20 protein-coding genes are annotated in these 22,451 nt (G+C 73.4%); 8 read left to right on the top strand and 12 right to left on the bottom strand.

What is annotated here, in order from left to right:
* The 6 genes from RIN75_RS34715 to RIN75_RS34690 all read right to left on the bottom strand — a co-directional run.
* A partial coding sequence (locus RIN75_RS34715) for a reverse transcriptase-like protein (RefSeq protein WP_309116320.1) occupies positions 1-452 on the bottom strand: 452 nt, incomplete at its 3' end.
* Complete coding sequence (locus RIN75_RS34710) at positions 449-1,186, bottom strand: C4-type zinc ribbon domain-containing protein (RefSeq protein ID WP_309116319.1); 738 nt, start codon at positions 1,184-1,186, stop codon at positions 449-451. The genes RIN75_RS34710 and RIN75_RS34715, both read right to left, overlap by 4 nt.
* Positions 1,187-1,188: 2 nt before the next feature.
* A complete protein-coding gene (locus RIN75_RS34705) occupies positions 1,189-2,328 on the bottom strand; it encodes a Nif3-like dinuclear metal center hexameric protein (protein WP_309116318.1) in 1,140 nt (379 codons plus the stop codon).
* A complete protein-coding gene (gene cobC / locus RIN75_RS34700; RefSeq protein WP_309116317.1) occupies positions 2,325-3,368 on the bottom strand; it encodes an Rv2231c family pyridoxal phosphate-dependent protein CobC in 1,044 nt (347 codons plus the stop codon). Before cobC ends, RIN75_RS34705 begins: the two co-directional genes overlap by 4 nt.
* A gap of 47 nt (positions 3,369-3,415) precedes the next feature.
* Positions 3,416-4,399, bottom strand: a complete 984-nt coding sequence (locus tag RIN75_RS34695) for a polyprenyl synthetase family protein (RefSeq protein ID WP_309116316.1) — start codon at positions 4,397-4,399, stop codon at positions 3,416-3,418.
* Positions 4,400-4,619: 220 nt separating this feature from the next.
* Positions 4,620-5,093, bottom strand: a complete 474-nt coding sequence (locus RIN75_RS34690; RefSeq protein ID WP_309116315.1) for a hypothetical protein — start codon at positions 5,091-5,093, stop codon at positions 4,620-4,622.
* A 153-nt stretch (positions 5,094-5,246) separates the two neighbouring features.
* Between RIN75_RS34690 and RIN75_RS34685 the strand changes: the two genes are divergently transcribed.
* The 4 genes from RIN75_RS34685 to RIN75_RS34670 are packed head-to-tail and all read left to right on the top strand — an operon-like array spanning position 5,247 to position 7,869.
* Positions 5,247-5,657 (top strand): low molecular weight protein-tyrosine-phosphatase, encoded by a 411-nt coding sequence (locus RIN75_RS34685; RefSeq protein WP_309116314.1) that lies wholly within the window; start codon positions 5,247-5,249, stop codon positions 5,655-5,657.
* Positions 5,654-6,484 (top strand): fructosamine kinase family protein, encoded by an 831-nt coding sequence (locus tag RIN75_RS34680; RefSeq protein ID WP_309116313.1) that lies wholly within the window; start codon positions 5,654-5,656, stop codon positions 6,482-6,484. The genes RIN75_RS34685 and RIN75_RS34680 overlap by 4 nt, the downstream gene beginning before the upstream one ends.
* Before the next feature lie 7 nt (positions 6,485-6,491).
* Positions 6,492-7,055 carry a DUF1349 domain-containing protein gene (locus tag RIN75_RS34675; protein ID WP_309116312.1) on the top strand — a complete coding sequence of 188 codons (564 nt, stop codon included), beginning with the start codon at positions 6,492-6,494 and terminating at the stop codon, positions 7,053-7,055.
* 16 nt (positions 7,056-7,071) lie between these two features.
* A complete protein-coding gene (locus RIN75_RS34670; RefSeq protein ID WP_309116311.1) occupies positions 7,072-7,869 on the top strand; it encodes an SURF1 family cytochrome oxidase biogenesis protein in 798 nt (265 codons plus the stop codon).
* Here RIN75_RS34670 and RIN75_RS34665 read toward each other — a convergent pair.
* Entirely contained in the window at positions 7,790-8,770 is a 981-nt protein-coding gene (locus RIN75_RS34665) for a cobalamin biosynthesis protein (protein ID WP_309116310.1), read from the bottom strand. The genes RIN75_RS34670 and RIN75_RS34665 overlap by 80 nt on opposite strands.
* A gap of 51 nt (positions 8,771-8,821) precedes the next feature.
* Here RIN75_RS34665 and RIN75_RS34660 point away from each other — a divergent pair, with 51 nt between their 5' ends.
* Genes RIN75_RS34660 through RIN75_RS34650 form a run of 3 tightly spaced genes read left to right on the top strand, consistent with a single transcriptional unit; the run spans position 8,822 to position 15,518 of the window.
* Positions 8,822-10,300, top strand: coding sequence for a DUF2397 domain-containing protein (locus RIN75_RS34660; RefSeq protein ID WP_309116309.1), 1,479 nt, complete (start codon positions 8,822-8,824; stop codon positions 10,298-10,300).
* Positions 10,300-11,466 carry a TIGR02678 family protein gene (locus RIN75_RS34655; protein ID WP_309116308.1) on the top strand — a complete coding sequence of 389 codons (1,167 nt, stop codon included), beginning with the start codon at positions 10,300-10,302 and terminating at the stop codon, positions 11,464-11,466. Before RIN75_RS34660 ends, RIN75_RS34655 begins: the two co-directional genes overlap by 1 nt.
* Positions 11,463-15,518, top strand: a complete 4,056-nt coding sequence (locus RIN75_RS34650) for a TIGR02680 family protein (RefSeq protein WP_309116307.1) — start codon at positions 11,463-11,465, stop codon at positions 15,516-15,518. The genes RIN75_RS34655 and RIN75_RS34650 overlap by 4 nt, the downstream gene beginning before the upstream one ends.
* 212 nt (positions 15,519-15,730) lie before the next feature.
* Here the strand turns inward: RIN75_RS34650 and RIN75_RS34645 are convergent, their stop codons facing one another.
* Together RIN75_RS34645 and RIN75_RS34640 are read right to left on the bottom strand one after the other, a co-directional pair.
* Positions 15,731-16,939 carry an ROK family transcriptional regulator gene (locus RIN75_RS34645; RefSeq protein ID WP_309116306.1) on the bottom strand — a complete coding sequence of 403 codons (1,209 nt, stop codon included), beginning with the start codon at positions 16,937-16,939 and terminating at the stop codon, positions 15,731-15,733.
* 203 nt (positions 16,940-17,142) lie between these two features.
* Entirely contained in the window at positions 17,143-17,613 is a 471-nt protein-coding gene (locus RIN75_RS34640) for a MarR family transcriptional regulator (protein ID WP_309116305.1), read from the bottom strand.
* A 58-nt stretch (positions 17,614-17,671) separates the two neighbouring features.
* Between RIN75_RS34640 and RIN75_RS34635 the strand changes: the two genes are divergently transcribed.
* Positions 17,672-18,526, top strand: a complete 855-nt coding sequence (locus tag RIN75_RS34635; protein WP_309116304.1) for an NmrA/HSCARG family protein — start codon at positions 17,672-17,674, stop codon at positions 18,524-18,526.
* A gap of 169 nt (positions 18,527-18,695) precedes the next feature.
* Here RIN75_RS34635 and nudC read toward each other — a convergent pair whose 3' ends face one another.
* From nudC to RIN75_RS34620, 3 genes are read right to left on the bottom strand one after another with little or no spacing between them, the layout of a single operon-like run.
* Positions 18,696-19,649, bottom strand: coding sequence for an NAD(+) diphosphatase (gene nudC, locus RIN75_RS34630; protein ID WP_309116303.1), 954 nt, complete (start codon positions 19,647-19,649; stop codon positions 18,696-18,698).
* On the bottom strand, positions 19,646-21,034 hold the full coding sequence (locus RIN75_RS34625) for a pitrilysin family protein (RefSeq protein WP_309116302.1): 1,389 nt from the start codon (positions 21,032-21,034) through the stop codon (positions 19,646-19,648). Before RIN75_RS34625 ends, nudC begins: the two co-directional genes overlap by 4 nt.
* Positions 21,031-22,341, bottom strand: coding sequence for a pitrilysin family protein (locus RIN75_RS34620; RefSeq protein ID WP_309116301.1), 1,311 nt, complete (start codon positions 22,339-22,341; stop codon positions 21,031-21,033). Before RIN75_RS34620 ends, RIN75_RS34625 begins: the two co-directional genes overlap by 4 nt.
* Positions 22,342-22,451: the final 110 nt, after the last annotated feature.

Here is a 22,451-nt window from a genome sequence, read left to right as displayed (position 1 = left end):
GGTCCGGACCCGCCACCCGCTGCGGAGCCGGACCCGCCGCCCGTCGTGAGGCCGGCCTGGGTGTCCATTGCCTCGTTCGCCAGGCGGTCGGCGTGCTTGTTGTCGTTGCGCGGGACCCACTCGTAGGTCACCGACTCGAACGCCCGCGCCGCCTCGCGCGCCTCCGCGACCAGCGGCTTCATCGCCGGGTGCTTCACCTGCCAGCGGCCGGACATCTGTTCGACGACCAGTTTCGAGTCCATCCGCGCGACCACCGCCGAGGCGCCCACCTCCGCCGCCGCGCGCAGGCCCGCGATCAGGCCCCGGTACTCGGCGACGTTGTTGGTGGCGATGCCGATGCCGGCCGACCGCTCGGCCAGCACGTCACCCGACGGCGTCCGCACGACCGCCCCGTAGCCCGCCGGGCCCGGGTTGCCGCGCGAACCGCCGTCCGCCTCGACGACGACCTTCACAGGCCCGATTCCCCGGTCCGCACCATGATCGCGCCGCACTCCTCGCACTGCACGACCTCGTCCGGCGCGGACTCCTTGACGTTGTTGAACGCGCTGCGGTCCAGTTCGATGCGGCACGCGCCGCACCGCCGCGACTGCAGCAGCGCCGCGCCGATGCCCTTGTGCGCCCGGACCCGTTCGTAGAGAGCCAGCAGCGGCTCCGGGAACTGCTTCACCACGATCGCGCGCTCGGCGGTGCGCTTGGCCTCGGTGGACTCCAGGTCGGCCAGCGCGCTGTCCCGCCGCCGCGCCGCGTCGGTCAGCGCCTCCTGCGCCTTGTCCAGCTCGACGCGCGCGTGCGCCACGTCCGCCTCGACGGCCTCCCGGCGCTCCATCAGCTCCAGCAGGTCATCTTCGAGGGCCGCCTGGCGGCGCTCCAGGGTGGCCAGCTCGTGCTCCAGGTCGGTGAGCTGCTTGGCGGCGACCGTGCCGGAGGTGAGCAGCTTGCGGTCGCGGTCCTCGCGGGCGCGGACCTGGTCGATCTCGGTCTCCTGCCGCTTGACGTCGCGGTCCAGGTCGCCCAGCGTCGTCTCGATCGTCGTCAGGGCGTCCTGCTTGGCCCGCACCTGCTTCTCGGCCTCGGCGATCTCGTTGATCTCCGGCAGCGTCCGGCGGCGGTGGGCCACGCGCGACAGCTCGGCGTCGACCTGCGCCAGGTCGAGCAGCCTGCGCTGCACGGCGGGTTCGGCTTTCACTTTCAGCGCCCTCCAGTTCGGCTCGTCACGCCGACGGTCCACGGGTCGGTCCGGCGGGTGGAGACGAGGACATCGACCGTACCGCCGAACGCGGCCCGGACCACGTCGGCCGCCTGCCCGCACCACGGCCACTCCCCGGCCCAGTGCGCCACGTCCACCAGCGCGGGGCCGCCCTTGGCCAGGTGCTCACCCGCCGGGTGATGGCGCAGGTCGGAGGTGACGTAGGCGTCCACGCCCGCGCGGGTCGCGGCGGACAGGTAGCTGTCGCCCGCGCCGCCGCACACGGCCACGGTCCGGATCGGCCGGTCCGGGTCGCCGGCCGCCCGCACACCCCACTCGGTCCGGGGCAGGGCGTCGGCGACGCGCTGGGCGAACACCCGCAGCGGCTCGGGCTCCGGCAGCACGCCGATGCGGCCGATGCCGGTGTCCGACGGCAGCGCCGGGATCTCGTTCAGGTTGAACGCGACCTCTTCATACGGGTGCGCGGCCCGCAAGGCGCGCATCACGTCGGCGCGCAGCCGGCGGTCCAGCACGATCTCGATCCGGGTCTCGGCCACCCGCTCCAACTCGCCGACGCTGCCGATCGCCGGGTTCGCCCCGTCGACCGGGCGGAACTGGCCGGTGCCGTCCACGCTCCACGCGGTGTCGCGGTAGTCGCCGATCGTGCCCGCGCCGGCCGCGTGCAGGGCTTCGAGCACCTTCGCGGCGTCGGCCACCGGGACGTACGTGGCCAGCACGTCCAGCTCGCGGCCGGGGTTGGGGGTCAACGGGCCGGTGACGGTCAGGCCGATCGCCTCCGCGAGCGCGTCGGACACGCCGGGATTGGCCGCGTCGGCGTTGGTGTGCGCGGTGTAGAGGGCGACGCCGGACCGGATGAGCCGGTGCACGAGCGCGCCCTTCGGGTCGTCGGCCGGGACGCCGGTCACGCCGCGCAGCAGCAGCGGGTGGTGCGCCACCAGCAGTTGCGCGCCGACCTCGACCGCCTCGTCCACAGTGGACCGGTCGGCGTCGACGCAGAACAGCACGCGGGACACCGGTTCCGCGCGGTCACCGCACACCAGGCCCACCGCGTCCCACGACTCGGCGGTCGCCGGCGGGTAGGCGCGCTCCAGGGTGGCGAGGACGTCGCCGAGCGTGGTCACCGTTCCTCCAGCACGACTCGCAGGGCGTCCACCAGCAACGCGAACTCCTCGGGCGCGCGCACGGCGACCCGCAGGTGGTCACGGGTCAGCCCGGGGAAGGTGTCCCCGCGCCGCACCGCGATCCCCTTGTCCCGCAACGACGCCCGCACCCGCTCCCCGTCGGGCACGCGCAACAGCACGAACGGCGCGTCCGGCGGGACGACGACCAGGTCACCCAGCGCCGCCACGGCATGCCGGGTGTGCTCCTGGCACTCCACGGCCAGGGCTTGCGCCTCGGCCACCGCGGACGGCTCGCAGCACGCCGTCACCGCCTCCAGCACGAAGCTGCTCACCGGCCACTGTGGACGGTGCAACGCCAGTTTCGCCAGCAGTTCCGGCGCGCCCAGCACGTACCCGGCGCGCAGGCCCGCCAGGCCCCACGTCTTGGTCAGGCTGCGCAGCACCAGCAGACCGGGCAGGTCCCCGCGCCCGGCCAACGACTCCGGCTCACCGGGAACCGTGTCGGCGAACGCCTCGTCCACCACCACGATCCGCCCGGGCCGGCTCAGCGACGCCACCACCTCGGCCGGGTGCAGCACGGACGTCGGGTTGGTCGGGTTGCCCACGACCACCAGGTCCGCGTCGTCGGGGACCAAAGCGGGCCGCAACCGGTAGCCGTCGGACGCTGACAGGTGCACCCGGTGCACCGGCACACCCGCGTCCCGCAGCGCCACCTCGGGCTCGGTGAACGACGGGTGCACGACCGCCGCCAACGACGGGTGCAGCGACGGCAGCAGGGCGAACCCCTCCGCCGCGCCGGCCAGGATCAGCACCTCGTCCGGCCGGCGACCGTGCCGAGCGGCGACGGCCTCCCGCGCGGCCCGGTCCGCCGCCGCGCTCGGGTAGGAACCGAGCCCGTCGAGCACCGCCGCGAGCCGGTGCCTAAGCCACGCCGGAGGGGCGGGCATCCGCACGTTCACCGCGAAGTCGACAAGGCCGGGAGCCGCGTCGACGTCCCCGTGGTGGCGCAGCAGCGCCCGGCCGGAATCCTGGCTGGTCATCGCCGGAAGTCTAGGCGATCCACCACCGCCGACCGGCGAGCCCCGGATCACGCGATCCGGGAGGAAGCCCAATCGAGGTAGGCGCCGGGGAGCTCGCGCAGGATCCCCAGCGCGTCCGACTCCGGCAGGTCCGGCAGCGCGTGCACGGTCTGCGCCGCGAGGCTCGTGCAGTACGCCAGCGTGTCCGGCACCAGGCTGGACGTGCGCAGGTCACGCAGCAGCCCGGTCAGCTCCGCATCGGTCAATTCGCGGCCGCGCGCGGCCAACAACTCCCGTTGCGCATCGGTGACCGCCCGCAGCAACGGGAACGTGTAAACGCCCTGGCGGATGTCGTTGCCGGCGGGCTTGCCCAGGCGTTCGGTGGTGGACGCCAGGTCGAGCAGGTCGTCCAGGATCTGGAACAGCAGTCCGAAGTGCGCCCCGTACTCCGACATCCGCACGGCGGTTTCCTCGTCCGCGTCCGCCACGTGCGCGGCCAGCACGCAGCCGACCCGGAACAGCGCGCCGGTCTTGAGCGCGATGGAGCGCAACGCGTTCTCCGGCGTCCGGTGCGGGTCGAACAGGTCGAGCACCTCCAGGACCTGGCCCTCGACGAGGTCGGCGACGGCCGCCGCGAGCTTGCCCGCCGCGAACGGCGAGATCTGCTCCAGGGCGGTCTGGCTCGCGCGGGCCAGCATGAAGTCACCCACCAGGACGGCGGGGCCGGTGCCCCACTCGGCGTTGACCGTGCGGACGCCGCGCCGCTCGACGGCGTTGTCCATCAGGTCGTCGTGCACCAGGGAACCGGCGTGCAGCAACTCGACGCACGCCGCCGAGGTGACCGCCTTCGGCCCGATCTCGCCGGACATCGCCAGGGCGCCCGACAGGATCAGCACGGAGCGCAGGCGCTTGCCGCCGGCGGCCGTGATGCGGCCGGAGAACGTGTTGACGATCGGCAGCGTCGACGAGGTCGCCAGCCGCCGGATCTCGTCCTCGACCACAGGCAGCGCGTCGGCGAGCGCCGGGATGGTCGGCATGGTCGTGGTGCTCACGGGTCGATCGTCGCGCGGGCCTGCTGAGAGGCGGCTGAGACGATCGACCTACATGATCGACGCGGCGACCGCGATCAACACCAGTACGACGCACAGCACCCAATGCCACCGCATCGGCGGACGTGCGTCATGGGCCGCGAAGTCCCTCATTGGGTCGCTCATGTCCTCTCCACGAGGATTTACCGCTACACGCAATACTTCGCACGAATAGGCGCGGACGTTACCCCTGATCGCGTTTGCGGAGGTTTGCGTCGATCTCGGAGATCAGCTTCTCCCGATCGCGTCTGGCCTGCTCACGCTGCTCCTGCTCACGCACGAGCGCCACCACGTCACGCTCCGAGTAACCGGCGGATTCGCGGTAGAAAGCGTCCTCGAACCACCACCAGGAACGCAGTCCGACCCGGGCTATGCGCACCGGCTGCGCACGCCTGCGCACATCCAGTGACGAGAAGTCCGCGATTCGCGTCGGCGGGCACCCGGTGGCGACGAAGAAATGCCGTTTGCGGAACAGGAACCCGCGATCGGTGAAGAAGCCCGCGTTGGCGTCGGGCCGCAACCCGCGCTCCACCGCGCCGGACGGGCGGGGCCGGGCGAACACGGGCGTCTCCGGCCACGACCGCTGCCACCACGAGACCGCGACCAACACCGCGGCTCCCGCGCACAACAGCAGCACCACGCCGACAACGCCTGACATCCGAAGTCCCCCAACGAGCCGGTGGGTCCGATGGTCGGGCGCGCTGGACCGTCGCGTCCAGAACCCTCACCCGGAGCGCCCAACCTGGCAGACTCCTCTGCCGTGACGCTTTCGGTGACCTTTGTCTGCACCGGCAACATCTGCCGCTCTCCCGTGGCCGCGATCATATTCCGCGAGCACCTGCGGCGGGCCGGGTTGGGTGATCAAGTGGAGGTCACCAGCGCGGGCACCGGCGGCTGGCACGTCGGCGACGCGGCCGACCCGCGGGCGGCGAAGTCGTTGGCGGACAACGGTTATCCGACCGAGCACACGGCCGCGCAGGTCGACGAGAACCACCTCGACGCCGACCTGCTGGTGGCGCTGGACTCCGGTCACGCCCGCGCGCTGCGGCGGATGGTGCCCGACCACGACCGGGTCCGGCTGCTGCGCTCGTTCGACCCGGACGCCGACGGGCCGGACGTCCCGGACCCGTACTACGGCGACCGCGCCGGGTTCGACCTCGTGATCGCGCAGGTCGAAGCGGCGATGCCGGGCCTGCTGGCGTGGGTGCGGGAGAACCTGTGACTCCCGGCGAGGCCGCCGCCGAGCTGACCGGGGTGCCCGCGCTGGACGTGCGGCACCTGGGCAACTCGGTGTTCGAAGTCGATCTCGAAGACGGCGACCTGGTGGTGGCCAAGCGGCACGACGACCCGAACGCCGTGCTCGCCGAGGCCAAGTCCCTGGAGTGGCTGGCCGAACCGGAAGGCCCGCCGGTGCCGGGCGTGCGCGGGTTCGCCGGCCACTGGCTGGTCATGGACCAGGTCGAGCGCGGCACGGCCTCACCCGAAGCCGCCGAGGAGTTCGGGCGCCGGCTCGCCGCCCTGCACGCCACCGGAGCACCCGCGTTCGGAGCGCCCCCGCCGGACGGTCCCGAGCACGCCTCCATCGGCCTCGCGCCCATGCTCAACCGACCCCACGACACGTGGGCGGACTGGTTCAGGGCCGATCGCATCGACTTCTACGTGCGCAAAGCCGTCGACCAGGGCGAGCTGACCACGGCCCAGGCCCGGACGATCGAAGCCGTCCGCGTCGAAGCGCCCGACGAGCCGCCCGCGCGGCTGCACGGCGACCTGTGGAACGGCAACGTCCACTGGGCCGCCGACGGGCGGGCCTGGCTGATCGACCCGGCCGCCCACGGCGGGCACCGGGAGAGCGACCTGGCCATGCTCGACCTGTTCGGCTGCACCCACCTCGACCGCGTCCTGGCCGCCTACCACGAGGTCGCGCCGCCGGCGGACGGGTGGCGCGACCGGGTACCACTGCACCAGTTGTTCCCGCTGCTGGTCCACGTGGTGGTCTTCGGCGGCAGCTACGTGCAACGGACCCTGGCGACCGCCCGCGCGCTGTCATGATGGCCGCATGGGGATCTCGGCGTTCGACCGCGACGACTGGCAGTGGCTCAACGAGCCCGCCTCCTGGTCCGACGAGGGCGGCCTGACCATCACCGCCGAACCGGACACGGACTTCTGGCGCACCACCCACTACGGGTACGACCGGGACACCGGCCACGTGCTCGGCGTCCCGCTGACCGGCGACTTCTGCCTGCTGGCCGCCTTCACCGCCGACTACGCCGCCCAGTACGACCAGGCCGGCATCGCGCTGCGGGTCGACGAGCGGAACTGGATCAAGGCGGGCGTCGAGCTGGTGGACGACGAGTTCCAGATCAGCACCGTCGTCACCCGCGACTTCTCGGACTGGTCGGTCGTCCCCGCCGGGCCGATCACCCGGGTCACGATCTCCGCCGCGCGCGAGGGCGACGCGGTGACCGTCCGGTACGGCCTGGGCGACGACGAGCCGACCACGATGCTGCGCCTGGCGTACTTCCCGCCCGAGGTCCCGGTGCTGGCCGGGGTGATGGTGGCTGCGCCCACGGGGCCCGGTTTCGCCGCCCGGTTCGACCGGGTGCAGGTCACAACGGCCTAGGGCTTACCGTGGAACAGTGCGGTTGAGCTTCCTGTTGCGGCCCGGCTGGCTCGCGTTGACGCTGGCGGTCTGGGTGTTCGCGGGCGCGTGCTTCGCGCTGCTCGCGCCGTGGCAGTTCAGCCGCGACGCCGAGCGCGAAGCCCAGAACAACGCCGTGACCTCGTCGATCCGCGACGAGCCGGTGCCGATCGCGTCGGTGCTGGGCGAGCCGAACGCGGCCAACGAGTGGCGGCGGGTCACCATGACCGGCCGCTACCTACCCGAGGGTCAGGCCATCGCGCGCCTGCGGACCGTGCAGGGCGAGGCGGCCTCCGAGGTGCTGACCCCGTTCAAGCTGGACAGCGGCGAGATCGTGCTGGTCGACCGCGGGTACGTGCGGCCGGTGAACGGGCTCAAGGTGCCGGACCTCAAGCCCGTGCCGACGGACACCGTGACGCTGGTCGCCTGGGTGCGGGCCGGGGAGAACGACAACCGGGACGCCATCGAGCGCGACGGCCACCGCGAGGTCTACGCGATCAACTCGGCCGTCGTGGGCCGCGCGACGGGGCTGGACATCCGCCCCGGCTACTTCCAGCTCACCGAGGGCCAGCCCGGCCTGGAAGAGGCGCTGCCGCTGCCCAAGCTGGACGCGGGACCGTTCTTCTCCTACGCCCTGCAGTGGATCGCGTTCGGCGCGATGGCCCTGGCCGGCTGGCTGTACTTCACCGTCCGCGAGGCCCGGCCGGGCGGCGCGCTCAGCGAGCCGAAGGCGAAGCGGAAGTCCGTCGCCGAGATGCTCGCCGAGGACGAAGCAGGAGCGCCAGCGCCGAGGTGACCGCGGCGGCGCCCGCCCCGACCACCCGGGACAGCTCCACCGCCCGGGTCACGTGGCCCGCGTCCGGGTTGCGGCCGTGGCCGAGCACCGGGCGGTCCTCCGCGCCGTGCGAGTAGACCGTGCGGCCACCCAGCCGGATCTCCAGCGCGCCCGCGAACGCCGCCTCCACCTGACCCGCGTTGGGGCTGGGGTGGGCCGACGCGTCCCGCCGCCAGGTCCGCCACGCCTCCCCGCCCGACCCGCCGACCACCGGCGCGCCGGCCGTGGTGAGCAGGGCCGCGAGCCGCGAGGGCACCAGGTTGGCCAGGTCGTCCAGGCGGGCCGCGGCCCAGCCGAACCGGGTGTAGCGGTCGTTGCGGTGGCCGACCATCGCGTCCAGGGTGTTCGCCGCGCGGTAGCCGAGCAGGCCCGGCACGCCGGCGACCGCGCCCCAGAACAGCGGGGCGACGACCGCGTCGGACGTGTTCTCCGCCACGGATTCGACGGTCGCCTTGGCCAGGCCGAGGGTGTCCAGGCGGTGCGCTTCCCGGCCGCACAGGTTGGGCAGCCGGCGGCGGGCCGCGTCCAAGTCGCCGCCGTCCAGCTCGCGGCCCATCGCGGTGCCCTCGTCGGCCAGTGACGACCCACCGAGCACGGCCCACGTGGCGGCCGCTGTGGTCACGGCTTGGAAGACGGGATGCCGTTTGCCGAGGCGTTCCACGGCGACGCCGACCAGCACCGTGCCGCCGACGAGCGCGGCGGTGTAGGCCGCGCCGGCGGCCTTGTGGTCCCGGTAGACCTTGCGCTCGAGCGCCGCGGCGACCCGGCCGAATCCAGCTACCGGGTGATATCTGCGGGGGTCCCCGAACACCGCGTCGGCGGCCACCCCCAGCACCAACCCGACCGCGCGTCCCACACTCACGGGGGCACGGTATCCCGCGCGGGGTCGGTGCCCCGCATTAGGGTGCCTCCCGTGGAACCGGCCCGCCTGAAGCTCTACGCGTACCTGGACGCCCGTGATCACCAGCGCACCTACCTGGCGATCATGCGGCTGTTCACGTCCACGCTGCTGGCCGACCTGTCCGCGGGCGAGGTCGCGGGCGCGCTGGCCGGGGCCGAGCGGGAGGGCCGGGTCGAGCCGGGCGAGTCGCGCATCGAGAACGTGATCAACCGGCTCAAGCAGCTCGTCGAGTGGGGCAACCTGGTGCAGGGCCGGCGCGAGGTGGTGGCGTCCAGCATCGCCGAGTTCCAGCACGGCAGCGTGCGCTACCAGGTGTCCAAGCTCGCCGTGCGGGTGCAGCGGGACGTGGACGAGCTGCTGCGCGTGCCCGAGGGCGCGCGGGAGGTGTCCCGGGAGCTGCTGCCCGCCGTCGAGCGCGGCCTGGGCGCGTTGGGGCACACGCTGTCCGAGGCGCTGATGAGCGAGGGCCGCCGGCCGCGCGAGGTGCTGGCCGAGCAGGTGACCACGCTGTTCCTCCAGCACGCCGAGCTGGCCGCCACGGTCCGCGACTTCTACGCCTACCTGGGCCAGGTCGTGACCCGGCACCACCTGGCGCCCGAGGAGATCTCCGGCTTCCGCAACCTGCTCGTCGAGTACATCCAGATGGTCGTGGAGGACGTGCTGCGGCACACGCCCGCCATCGCCGACGCCCTGTCCCGGTTGAACGGCGCCCGCGGCGAGCTGCTGCGCCTGCTGGGCCGCGCCGACCTGGGCGACCGGGTGGAACGGGCGCGCGGCCGCACCGACGCGGACTGGCAGGAGCTGACCGACTGGTTCGTGGACCGGCCCGGCCGCCCCAGCCAGGTCACCGCGCTGCGGGAGGCGACCGCGCGGGCCATCGGGTCGCTGCTGGCCAGCGTGAAGCGGGCCACGTCCGGCGGCGGGCTGCTGCCGTCCCGGCGCGCGGACCTGCTCAAGCTCGCGGCCTGGTTCGACGCCGGCACCCGGTCCCAGGCGCACACCCTGTACGCGGCGGCGTTCGGCCTGCACTCCGCGCGGCACCTGTCCCCCGCGCCCGAGCACGACAGCGACAACGAGCGCACCCCATGGCGCGACGGCCCGGTGGTGGACGTGACGGTGAGCGTGCGCAGCCGAGCCGACCGGGCGGGCCGTGGCAAGACCTCGCGCATCCTCGACGACCCGATGACCGAGCAGTCACTGCTGGCCGAGGCGCGGGAAGCCGACGAGCGGCGCGCGGCGTCGGTGGCCGAGCTGTCCGCCGCCGCGCCCCGACTGGCCACCACGACCCTGTCCGGCGAGGCGCTGGGCGTGCTGTGCGAGCTGCTGACCCTGGCCATGGCCCAGCGGGACACCGCCGCCGACTCCGGATCGGCCACGGACCCGGTGCGCGGCCTGCGGGTGACGGTGGCCCACGCGCCCGGCCAGTCGGCGGTGGTCCGCTCGCACGGCGGCACCCTGACCCTCCACGACTCGAGTCTGGTGCTCGACTGATGCTCGACGACCTCTCCGACATCGACGCCGCCAACGTGGTCCGCTGCGCCCGGACCCTGCTGCGGCGGCCCCTGCTGCGCGCCGACGGGCCGGACGGCGAGCTGGTGGCCCTGGTGTACCGGCACCGGTTCGTGCTCCAGGACCTGTTCGCCCGGCTGCTGGGCTACCGGCTGGTCGTGGAACGGCGGTTCGCCCGGCTGTACAAGGCCGGTCCGGGCGAGGACGACTCGCGCGGCGTGCTGGGGTTGTCCCCGCGCGGGTACGCGTACGTGGCGCTGACCATGGCGGTGCTGATCGGCATCGGTCGGCAGACCCTGTTGTCCCGGCTGGTCGCGGACGTGCGGGCGGCGGCGGTGGAGGCGGGTCTGGAGGTCGTCGACGACGTCGTGGACCGGCGGGCGCTCACGGCGGCGCTGCGGCACCTGGTGTCGTTGGGCGTCCTGCACGAGACCGAGGGCACGGTCGACATGCAGACCGAGGCGCTGATCACCGTGGACACGGACCTGCTGGGCCAGTTGCTGACCGGTCCGGTGGGCGAGGCGTCGTCGCCGGAGCGGCTGGTGGAGCTGGCGGCCCGGCCCGGTCCGCGCGGGGTGGAGCACGCGGTGCGGCGCAAGCTCGTGGAGAACCCCGTGGTGCTGTACGCGGACCTGCCGCCGGAGCAGGCGGAGTGGTTGCGGCGCAACCAGCGCAAGGAGTCCGTGCTGCTGGAGACCTCGTTCGGGCTGTACACCGAGAGCCGGTCCGAGGGCGTGCTGGCGGCCGACCCCGAGGACTACCTGACCGACCTGTACTTCCCCGGCACGTCCACGGTGGCCCGCTTGGCTTTGCTGGCCCTGCCAGCTTTGTTGGAGGACGAACCCCGCTCGGACGGTCGGCACCCCGTGGTGCGGGAGCGGCTGCTGGAAGTGTGCGGCGAGTTGGTCGAGGACTACCCGGCGGCGTGGTCGAAGCAGTTCACCGACGACCTGGAGCGGTTGGCGGACGAGGTGCTGGAACTGCTGCGCCGCATGGGCCTGGCAGTATCCACAGAGGACGGTTGGCTGCTCAACGCCGCCGCCCACCGGTGGCTGCCGCAGCCCGACGGTGACCCGGAACGTGAAGTGGAGCAGCCGGTGGCTCCGGAGGTGCCGAGCTGGTCGTTGTTCGATGAGGAGAGCGTGTGAACAGGTGGCGGCTGCACCGCGGCGGCATCGTCAACATCTGGCAGTACACCGAGCAGACGTTCGACTTCTCCGGTGGCCGCGCGATCTTCCAGGGCACCAACGGGTCCGGCAAGTCGCGCACGCTGGAGCTGCTGCTGCCGCTGTGCCTGGACGGCGACCTGCGGCAGGTCGGCTCCAAGGGCTTCGACACGGTGTCGCTGCGCCGGCTCATGCTCGACGACTACGACGGCGGTCCCAACCGGATCGGGTACGCGTGGGTCGAGCTGGTGCGCGGTGACGACGAGTACCTGACCTGCGGGTTGGGCGTGAAGGCGTCCAAGACGTCCCAGGCGATCACGGACTCGTGGCGGTTCGTGACCTCGCGCCGGGTCGGGCACGACCTGACCCTGGTGGGCGCGGAGCGGACGCCGCTGGGACCGGCGCAGCTGCGGGACCTGATCGGCGCGGACTGCGTGCTGGAGGAGGCCGCGTTCCGGGCGAAGATCGCCGAGACGGTGTACGGCGTGCCCGCCGCCCGGTACGGCGACCTGCTGCACCTCCAGCGGACCCTGCGCAACCCGGACGTCGGGTTGAAGGTCTTGGAGGGGCAGTTGGAGCAGATCCTGTCCGACGCCCTGCCGCCGCTGGACCAGGCGATGGTGGAGCAGCTGGCGACGTCGTTCGACGACCTGGAGTCGATCCGGGAGAACATCGTGCGGCTGTCGTCGGCGGACGCGGCGCTCGGGACGTTCCTCAAGACCTACTCCGACTACGCGTTCGGCGGCTTGCGGGCGTCGGCGGAGCGGTTGGGGGCGGCCGAGGAGTCGGTGCGCAAGCTGGAGCGGGCGTCGGCGAAGTTGTCGGCGTCGCTGACCGAGACCCTGGCCGAACGGGCCGCCGCCGAGGCGTCGCTGGAGGCGCTGGAGTCCGGTGAGCAGCAGGCCGAGGAGACCATCGGGGCGCTGAAGGAGTTGCCCGCGTTCCGCGACCTCCAGGACCTGCAGACGCGCGAGAAGCTGGTGGCGGAGAAGCGGTCCTCGGCGATCGCCGCCCTGGACATGGCGAACAAGCAGCGCTCGCAGGAGGACGGCGCGGTCGACGGCGTCCTCCGCCTGCTGCGCCGCCTGGCCGACGACCTGTCGGCGGCCGACGAGCTGGTCGAACCCCTGCGCCACCACCTGCGCGTGGCCGGCCTGGACCCGGCGCTGGTGCCGGACGTGCCCCGGGTGCCGGTGCTGGAGGCCGAGGTGCGCACGGAGTCCGTGCGCGCCAAGCCGGACCCGGAAGCCGAGCCCCTGCCCATCGAACGCCGCGTGCCACCGCCCCTGGTGGATCTGGACCTGTCCGCCGCCGATCGCACCGACGAGATCGCCTCCCTGGCCCGCCAACGCGGCGCCCTGGCCCTGGCCCTGCACCAGCAGGCCGAGGAGCTGGAGGCAGGGCAGCGCAAGGTGGACACCCTCCGCCAGACCGCCCGGGACGCCCAGCAGGCGGCGACCGAGGCCGCGGCGCTGCGCAACCAGGAGGCCCGGGAACTCGCCGAAGTCGCCCTGACCTGGCTGGAGGACGTGCGCGCCTGGCAGGACTCCGGCCCGGCCCGCCCCACCGAAGACCTACCCCTGCCGACCACGGTCGACCCCTCTGCCGCCCGCAAGGTCACGTCCGCCGCCCGCGAGTGGGTAGGCCCGCTGGTCGCGGCGGCCCGCGACACCGCCCACGCCGGCACCGCCCGACGCGCCGAACTGCACGCCACCATCGACGCCCTGGACGCCGAACTGGCCGGCTTGCGCTCCGGCACGGCCCGGGTGCCGGAACGCGACCGGTTCGCGGTCGCCGAACGCGACCCGTCGACCGGCTCGCCGTTCTACCGACTGGTCGACTTCGCCCCCGAGGTACCCGAGGCGGACCGCGCCGGCCTGGAGGCGGCACTGGAGGCGTCGGGCCTGCTCAACGCCTGGGTCACCGCCTCCGGTGCCGTCGCAGGGAATAACGCCGCTGTCCCGACGCCGGTGGGCGGTGATCTGGTCGCGGTGCCGCACGAGCCGGTGTCCGGGCCGTCGCTCGCGTCGGTGCTCGTGCCCGCCGTGGAGCCCAGCTCGCCGGTGTCCGCCGACGTCGTGGCGTCCCTGCTGGCGTCGGTGTCCCTGTCGTCCGCCGACGGCAGCCCCTCCAGTGCCCTCGCCGTGACGGCCGGCGGCCGGTGGAGCGCGGGTGTGCTGACCGGCTCGTGGCACAAGGACGCGGCCGAGTTCATCGGCGCCGGCGCCCGCGAAGCCGCCCGCCGCCGTCGCATCGCCGAACTGGAGGACGAACTCGCCGCCCTCCGCTCCGACCTGGGCACCGCCGAAGCCGACCTGGCCGCCGCGCGCAACCTCGTCGAGCAGTGGGAAGCGCACTTGGAACGCCTCCCCACCGACCGCACCCTGGTCGCCAAGCACGGCCGCCTCCAGGCCGCGCAGGAGTCCGCCGACCGCGCCGCCAAGCGCGCCGCGGAACTGCGCGCCGAACTGGAGTCCGCGCAGGTCCGCGGCGAAGCGGCGCACGCCGAGGTCGTCCGGCAAGCCGGTGACGCGGGCCTCCCCGCCACCACCGAGGGCCTGCGCCAGGCCCAGACCGCCGCCGCCGAAGCCCAGCGCACCGCCGACCGCCTCGGCGACGTGCTGCGCCGCCAGTGCCGCGCGACCCTCACCGACCTCACCGACGCCGGCCACCGGTACCACTCGGCGGTCGAGGACCGGGTGGCCGCCGAGTCCGACGCCGAGGCGCGGTGCGTCGACTACGCGACCCAGGCGGGCGCGTTGGCGGAGCTGACCGATGCGATCGGCGGCGAGGCCAAGGAGACCGCCACCCAGCTGTCCACTTTGGAGCGTTCCCGGCGGGAGATGCGGGACGAGCTGAAGGGCGTCCGGGAACGGGTGGCGTCGGCCCGCGAGCAGGCGGCGAAGCTGTCCGCCCAGCTCGACACCGCCGCCGAGCAGCTGGCGGCGGCGCAGGACGCGCGGGCGCGCGCGGTGGAGCAGTTCAAGGCCACCATCGCCGCGCCCGGTGTGCTGGTGGCGGCCCTGCCGGACGTGCCGGAGGACGTCGAGTCGGTGCGTGCGGCGCTGACCATGTCCGACCGGCGCGGCGCCGGCGAGGCGACGGTGATCACCAAGCTCCAGGCGTTGCAGACGGCGCTGGCGGGCAGCCACGACATCGCGGCCGAGCAGCACGAGGGCCTGCTGACGGTGACCGTGACCGGCGAGGAGGGCGCCCGCCCGGTCGCGGTGGCGGCCCGGCAGGTGACCGCGAAGCTGGCCGAGCAAAGAGGATTCCTCGACGAGCGGTACCAGAACATCTTCGCCGACTACCTCATCCGCGACCTCGCCGAGTGGCTGCGCGGCCAGATCGCGGTGGCCGAGGACCTGTGCCGGCGGATGAACGAGGTGCTGGGGCGGGCGCGGTCGTCGCAGGGCGTGCACGTGAAGCTGGCGTGGAAGCCGTCCGCGGCCCTGGAGGAGGAGACCCGGGACGCGCTGGCCCTCGTCCGCCTGCCCTACGCGGACCGCGACCCCGAGCAGGACGCCGTGCTGCGGCGGGTGTTCACCGAGCGGATCGAGGCCGAACGGGACTCGCACTCCGGCAGCTACGCGGAGATCCTGTCGCGCGCGCTGGACTACCGGACCTGGCACCAGTTCACGGTGACCGTCGCCGACACCGGCCCCGACGGCAACCCCCGCGAGCGGCGGCTGCGGCAGCTGTCGTCGGGTGAGACGCGCCTGATCTCGTACGTGACCCTGTTCGCGGCGGCGGCGTCGTTCTACGACGCGGTGACCGGCGACTTCGCACCGCTGCGGCTGGTGCTGCTGGACGAGGCGTTCGAGCGCTTGGACGACCCGACCATCGCGCGCATGTTGGGCCTGCTGGTGGACCTGGACATGGACTGGGTCATCACGTGGCCCAGCGGCTGGGGCGTGTCGGACAAGATCCCGCGCATGCACATCTACGACGTCCTGCGCCCCAAGAACGGCCGCGGCGTGGCCTGCACCCAAACCACCTGGGACGGCGCCGCCCTGGACCGAGTCGACCCCTGACCTGAGACCGCCGAACCCGACCGGGGCAACTCCCCGCCCAGCTCGGACTCAAGCCGCTCCCGGTCCGCACTGGCTGGAGCCGCTCCTCGCTCCACACGGGCCAGAGCCGCTCCAGTTGGCGCAGAGCCAGAGCGGCTTTCCGCTCCACGCCGGCCGGAGCCGCCCACTCTCCCGCGCCGGGTGTGGCCGTCCCCTGCGCGCGTCGGCCCGGGTCAGCGCTGACCGAGGCGGCCGGCGAACCGCTTCGCCCCGCCCGACGCCAGCAGGTCGGCGACCGGCAGCGTGGCGGCCCCGAGAGCCACCGACTCGGGGCCCAGCTCGCACAGCGTGATCGACACCTGCTCGAACGACCGCCGCAGCGCGTGCGTGGCGGCCTCGGCGCGGATCGTGTCCAGCAACCGCTCCCCGAGCAGCAGCCCGGCCCACCCGCCGAGCACCACCCGCGACGGGTTGAACAGGTTGATCAAATTCCCTATCCCCAACCCGGCGAACCGCGCGGTCTCCGCCAGCACCTCGCGCGCCGCGGGCGTGTCGCTGCCGACCAGCGCCCGCAACGCCTCCTCCTGCTCGACCGGCACACCGCCCTCCAGCGCCCGGTACCGCTCCACCACACCCGCCGCCCCGATGTAGGCCTCCAGGCACCCGGCCCCGCCACACCGGCAAGCCCGCCCGTCCAGCGCGACGGTCGTGTGCCCCCACTCCCCCGCACCACCGGACACCCCGCGGTACGGCACCCCGCCCGCGATGACGCTCGCGCCGACCCCGGACCCGATCAACGCGACGACCACGTCGTCCGTCCCCCGCCCGGCACCGAACCAGGACTCCGCCTGCCCGAGCGTGTTGGCGCCGTTGTCGAGGTACAGCGGCAGGTCGGTGCCCGCGCGCAGCATCCGCTCGAACGGCACCCCGTGCCACCCGACCGTCTGCGTGTAGACGACCCCGTCCTCCACCAGCCCGGGCAGCCCGACCCCGACCCCGAGCACGTCGTCCACCCCGGCCTCGGCGAGGCAGGTCGCCAACCCCACCAGCACCTGACGCGCGACCTCGTCCGCCGGGTACGCGCCGGGATCCATCGGGAAGGTCGCCATCGCCAGCCGCCGCAAGGTCAGGTCGAACACCTCGACCAGCACGTGCGTCTCCCCGACGTCCACCCCGACCACGGCCGCGAACGACGGGTTGACCCGCAGCAGCACCCGGGGCCGCCCACCGTCCGAGTCGACCTGACCGGCCTCCACCACCACGCCGTCGTTGATCAACTCACCGACGACGTTGCTGACCGACGCCTGGCTCAACCCGGTGATCCCCGCGAGTTCCTGCCTGCTGCGCGGCTGGTCGAAGTACAGCGCGCGCAACACCCGCGCCCGGTTCCCGGCGCGCAGGTCGCGCACGGTCAGCTTGCGGTGCACCGTCACCCCCCTCATCCAAGCCGAGTGTCGACGGTACGTCATGGCGATCACCCGGGACGGCCCGCAACGATCCCGCCCACGGCGAGTCCCGCTCGCCACAGGCTGCCCTCCCCGACGAGTCAGCGGTCAGGGAGCCGGCGGGTCGGCGGTCGGGGAGCCGGCGGGTCGGCGGTCGGGGAGCCGGCGGGTCGGCGGTCGGGGAGCCGGCGGGTCGGCGGTCAGGGAGCGAACCGCTGGGCGTCCCACTTGCCGTGCGCCTCCAACAGCTTGCGGCCCACGCGCCGCAGGTCGGCGAGATCGCGTTCGGTGAGCGCCCCCGCGAACTCCTCCGCCACGGCGGCCCGGTAGGCGGGCGCGGTGGTCGCCTTGAGCACCTCCCGACCCTCGTCGGTCAACGCCGCGTAGACCACCCGCCGGTTCTCGGGCAGTTGCGACCGCTCCACCCACCCGCGCCGGACGAGCCGCTCCACCAGCCGCGTCACCCCGCTCGGGCTGACCGCGAGCAGGTCGGACAGCTCGGACATCGGCAGCCGCCCGTTCATGTCGATCCGGTACAGCGCCTCGTGTTCCAGCAGCGAGCACCCGGCCGCCGCCTCCACCCGCTCACCCATCGCGACGCGCACGGCGTCCACGCCCTGCTGGACGTACAGCCACGCCAGCAGCGCCTCGCTCGGCTCGAGCCGCTCCACGCCGACCATGCTAGCAAGTCACTTGACGCAGGTACATTTTCAGAGTCAACCTTTGAGTGTGGAAACGACATTGGTCACCGGCGCCACCGGCGCCCAGGGCGGTGCCGTCGCCCGGCTCCTGCTCGACCGCGGGCACCCCGTCCGCGCCCTCACGCGCAAGCCGGAAAGCCCTGCCGCACAACGACTCCGGGCCGCCGGTGCGGAGATCGCCCACGGCGACTTCGACGACCCGTCGTCGCTCAAGCACGCCCTCCACGGCGTCGGCTCGGTCTTCGCCGTCACCACCCCGTTCGGCACCGACATCGACACCGAGATCCGGCAGGGCATCGCCCTGGTCGACGCCGCCCACGAGGTCGACCACATCGTGTTCACGTCGGCCTCGAACGCCGACCGCGACACCGGCATCCCGCACTTCGACAGCAAGCAGCGCATCGAGGAGCACCTCGCCCGCGGGCACGTCCCGTGGACCGTCCTCGGCCCCTCCGCGTTCATCGACGACAAGTTCGGCGAATGGACGCTCAGCGGCCTGCGCCGCGGCATCCTCGGCCTGCCGCTGCCGTCGGACAAGCCGCTGCACCTGGTGGCCGTCGCCGACATCGCGGCCGTCGCGGTCCCCGCGCTGGAACAGCCGGACCGCTTCACCGGCCGCCGCATCGACCTCGCCGGCGAAGCCCTCAGCCCCGCCGGCATGGCGGCGGCCCTGACCGAGGCGATCGGCCGGCCGATCCGCCACCACCGCACACCGATGGAGGTGGTGGCACGGCACTCGGCCGACCTCGCCGCGATGTTCCGCTACTTCACCGAAGTGGGCACGGACATCGACGTGCCCGCGCTGCACGCCGACCTGCCCGAGATCACCTGGCACCGGTACGCCGACATCGTGCGCACCGTCCCGTGGGCCGACGTGCTCTGACCCGCAGCACAAGCTGCCGCGCAAGGCATGGCTGGGAACGCCCTCACTTCCGGCGGGACGCGGCGACCCGGCCCTCCGCCCCGTCAGCGCACCGGACCACCGACCGACGCGGAACGCAGGCGCCGGCGTTCCGCCCCGGTCGACAGGTGCGGGAGACGAGCACCTCCCGCTAGGACGGGTCCGCCGCCAGCCACGACTGGATCATCCGGTACGCGATCGACGCGCCCGGTGCCAGCAGCAGGTCCGGCACACTGCCCGGCTCCGCCAACGCCTGGCGCACCTGCGCCCGGGTGACCCACTTCGCCTGCGCGATCTCACCGTCCGCCGGCCGCAGCGGCTCGTTCGGGTCGCCGACCGCCTCGAACCCGACCATCAGCGACCGCGGGAACGGCCACGGCTGGCTGCCGAGGTACCGGATGCCGGACACCTCGACCCCGACCTCCTCGGCGACCTCCCGGGCCACGCACGCCTCCAGCGACTCGCCGGCCTCGACGAACCCGGCCAAGACGGAGTACCGGCCCGCGGGCCAGCCCTCGCCACGCGCGAGCAACACCTGGTCGGCGCCGTCGTGCACCAGGCAGATCACCGCCGCGTCGGTGCGCGGGTACTCCTCGCGGCCGCACCGCGAGCACACCCGCGCCCAGCCCGACTTCACCGACTCGGTCGACCCGCCGCACTTCGTGCAGAAGGCCGCCGACCGGTGCCAGTGGAACAGGGCCACCGCGGACGTGAACAGACCGGCGCCGGTGTCGTCCAGCAAGGCACCGATCGCCCGCAGGTCCAGCCACTGCGGCTCGTCGGTCAGCTCGGGCGCGAACCACGCCCGGCCGGCGGGCGCGGCCACGTCGGTCTCGTCCGCCGTCGGCACCGCCCACCACGCGACGCCGTCCTGCTCGCCGAGCAGGACGGCGGTGTCGGGCGGCCCGTCACCGAGGTCGGTGGCGGGCCGGTCGACCAGCCGCGTGCCCTGGTCCGCGACCAGGGCCCGACCGTGCGTGTCCACGGTGATGACCCGGGCCTTGGGCCACAGCTGTGCGATGCGCTCGGTGTCGCCGCGCAGCGGTTCCCGCCGGTCGACGGTGAACCGCGACAGGGCGGGCAGCTCCACCAGCTCGAAGCTCACGGCAGGGTGACACCACCCAACGACCGCAACTGCGGCGCGAGCAGCTCGGCGTCGCCCACCAGGACCCCGGTGAACGCGGTGGGTGCGAAGAACTCCAGCGCCACCTCGGCCACCTGCTCCACGGTGACCTCCGCGAGCCGGTCCGGGTGCCCGGTGAACCACTCGATGCCCAGACCGAGCCCGGCGAGGTTCACCAGGAACGACGCCAGCCCGCCCTGCGACGACGTCGCGGTCAGCAGCGACCCGATGGCGTACCGCCGCGCGGTGTCCACTTCGGACTCGGTCGGCGGGACCAGCGCGAGCCGGCCCAGCTCGTACCGGGTCTCCAGCAGCGCCGCCGCGGTGACCTCGCTCGCCGTGTCGGCGTCCACCAGCAGCGTCGCCCCACCCGGCGTGAACTCCGGGTGCGAGCGGGCGCTGTAGGTGTAGCCCTTGTCCTCGCGGATGTTCTCCACCAGCCGCGACGAGAAGAACCCGCCGTACACGAGGTTGGCGATCTGGAGCGCCGGGTACCGCGGGTCGGTGCGCACCAGGCCGCGCCCGGCGAGCCGGATCTGCGACTGAACCGCGCCCGCGCGCGGCACGAACAGCACGTCACCGCCCTGGACCGGCGGCAGGGGGCGCAGCGACACCGCGCTGCCCTCGCCGACCCACGAGCCCAGCGCCGCCTCGACCGCGCGCACGGCGGCGTCCGGCTCGACGTCGCCGACCAGCACCAGCACCGACCCGCGCGGCAGCACGGCCTGCGCGTGCAGCGCGAGCACGTCCTCCCGCCCGACCTCGGCCACCTCTTCCGCCTCGGGCATCTCCTTGGCGAACGGGTGGTCGCCGTACAGGTGCCGCTGCAGCGCCTCCCGCGCGATCACGTTCGGCTGCGACCGCGCGAGCCGGATGCGCTCCACCAGCCGGGCCCGCTCCCGCTCGACCTCCTCGGCCGGGTAGGTCGCGCCGGTGAGCACGTCCCGCAGCACGTCGAGGACCGTGTCCAGCCCCGACACCAGCGAGTTGCCCGAGAACGCCAGCCGCTCCGGGTCGACCACCGCGTCCAGCTCGCCACCGACCAGCGCCAGCTCGGTGTCCACGTCCACCCGGCTCCGCGAGGCGGTCCCGGTCAGGATCGTGTTCGCCAGCACCTCGGCCCGCGCGGCGTGGGTGGAGCCGGCGCTGGAGTCCGCCGGGTCCGCGAACGGGATCCGCAGCCGCACCTCGACCAGCGGCACCGACGACCGGCGCACCGCGATGACCCGCAGCCCGTTGGACAGCTCGACGTCCACCGAGGACAGGTCCGCGGCGGCCCGCTGCTCGCCCAGCTCGGGCAGCGGACGCGGCCCCCGCTCCGTGCGGCCGATCTCCTCGGCGCTGCGGTGCGTCGTCGGGGCGCTCACTCGGTACCTCCGTTGTTCTCGTCGTTCTCCACGTCACCCGCCGGCTTGAGCAGCAGGACCGCCCGCGAGTCCGCCCGCAGCGCCTTGGCCGCCGCGGCGACGTCCTCGGTGGTGACGGCGGCCAGCTTCTCCGGCAGCTCGTACAGCAGCTCCGCCCGCCCGAACAGCAGCTCCGCCGAGCCGAGCCCGAGGGTGCGGCTGGTCAGCCGGTCGTGCTCGCGGTGCATGGTGGACACCCACCGCGCGGTGACCTTCGCCAGTTCCTGCGCCGAAGGTCCTTCCTCCGCCAACCGCAGCAGCTCCTCGTCCACCGCCGTGATCACCCGTTCGGACGCGACGTCCGGCGCGTGGATCGCGGTGATGCTGAACGTGTCCGGGTCGCGCGCCTCCAACGGGCCGAACAGCCCGCAGCCGGCGCCGACGTCGACCACGATCGCGTCCCGGTGCACCAGCCGCTGCTGGAGCCGCGAGCCGTCGCCGTCGGTCAGCACGCCGGCGAGCACCAGGTAGGTCAGGTACCCCTCGACGTCGGCCACCGGGTCCGGGATGCGGTAGCCCAGCGCGATGGCCGGCATCGGGGCGTGCTGGTCCGTGTGCTCCGCCCGCACCTCGCCCTTCGGCGGCGCCTCCGCGAACGACGGCCGCACGGGCACGGGCCGTGCGGGCACGTCGCCGAAGTGCTTCTCCACCAGCGCGCGGGCCGTCTCGGGTGCGAAGTCGCCCGCCACGGTCAGGACCGCGTTGCCCGGCGCGTAATAGGTGTCGAAGAATGCGGCGCAATCATCCACTGTTGCGTTTTCAAGGTCCGTGAAATCGCCGTAGCCGTTGTGCGCGTTGGGGAACGTCTGGAACAGGACCGGCGGCAGCAGGATCCAGGGGAACCCGCCGTACGGTCGGTTGAGCACGTTGAGCCGGATTTCCTCCTTCACCACGTCGATCTGGTTGCGCAGGTTCTCCTCGGTGAGCTTCGGCGCCCGCATGCGGTCCGCCTCCAGGAACAGCGCCCGCTCCAGCGCGGCGGACGGCAGCACCTGGTAGTAGTCGGTGTAGTCGGGGTGCGTGGACCCGTTGAACGTGCCGCCCGAGGACTGCACGTGCCGGAAGTGCGCGAGCTTCTCCAAGCTCTCGCTGCCCTGGAACATCAAGTGCTCGAACAGGTGCGCGAAACCTGTCCGACCTTCCGGCTCCGAACGGAATCCCACGTCGTAGTGCACGCTCACCCCGACGACCGGAGCGCTCGGGTCTGGGGCGAGCACCACCCGCAGGCCGTTGGGAAGCGTGAACCTGTGCAGTTCGGGTAGCGCCATGGACGCAGCCTACGGGTTTCCACCCCCGCGAGGGCCGCAGGTAGGCCGCCCGGACCGCGAGCCGGCGTCAGCCCAGCGCGAACTGCGCCGACACCCGCCACACCGCTCCG

It is taken from the genome of Saccharothrix sp. (assembly GCF_031180885.1).
Lineage (GTDB): Bacteria > Actinomycetota > Actinomycetes > Mycobacteriales > Pseudonocardiaceae > Actinosynnema.
The sequence above is the reverse complement of the archived record's forward strand: the minus strand, read 5'-3'. Positions and strand labels throughout refer to the sequence as shown.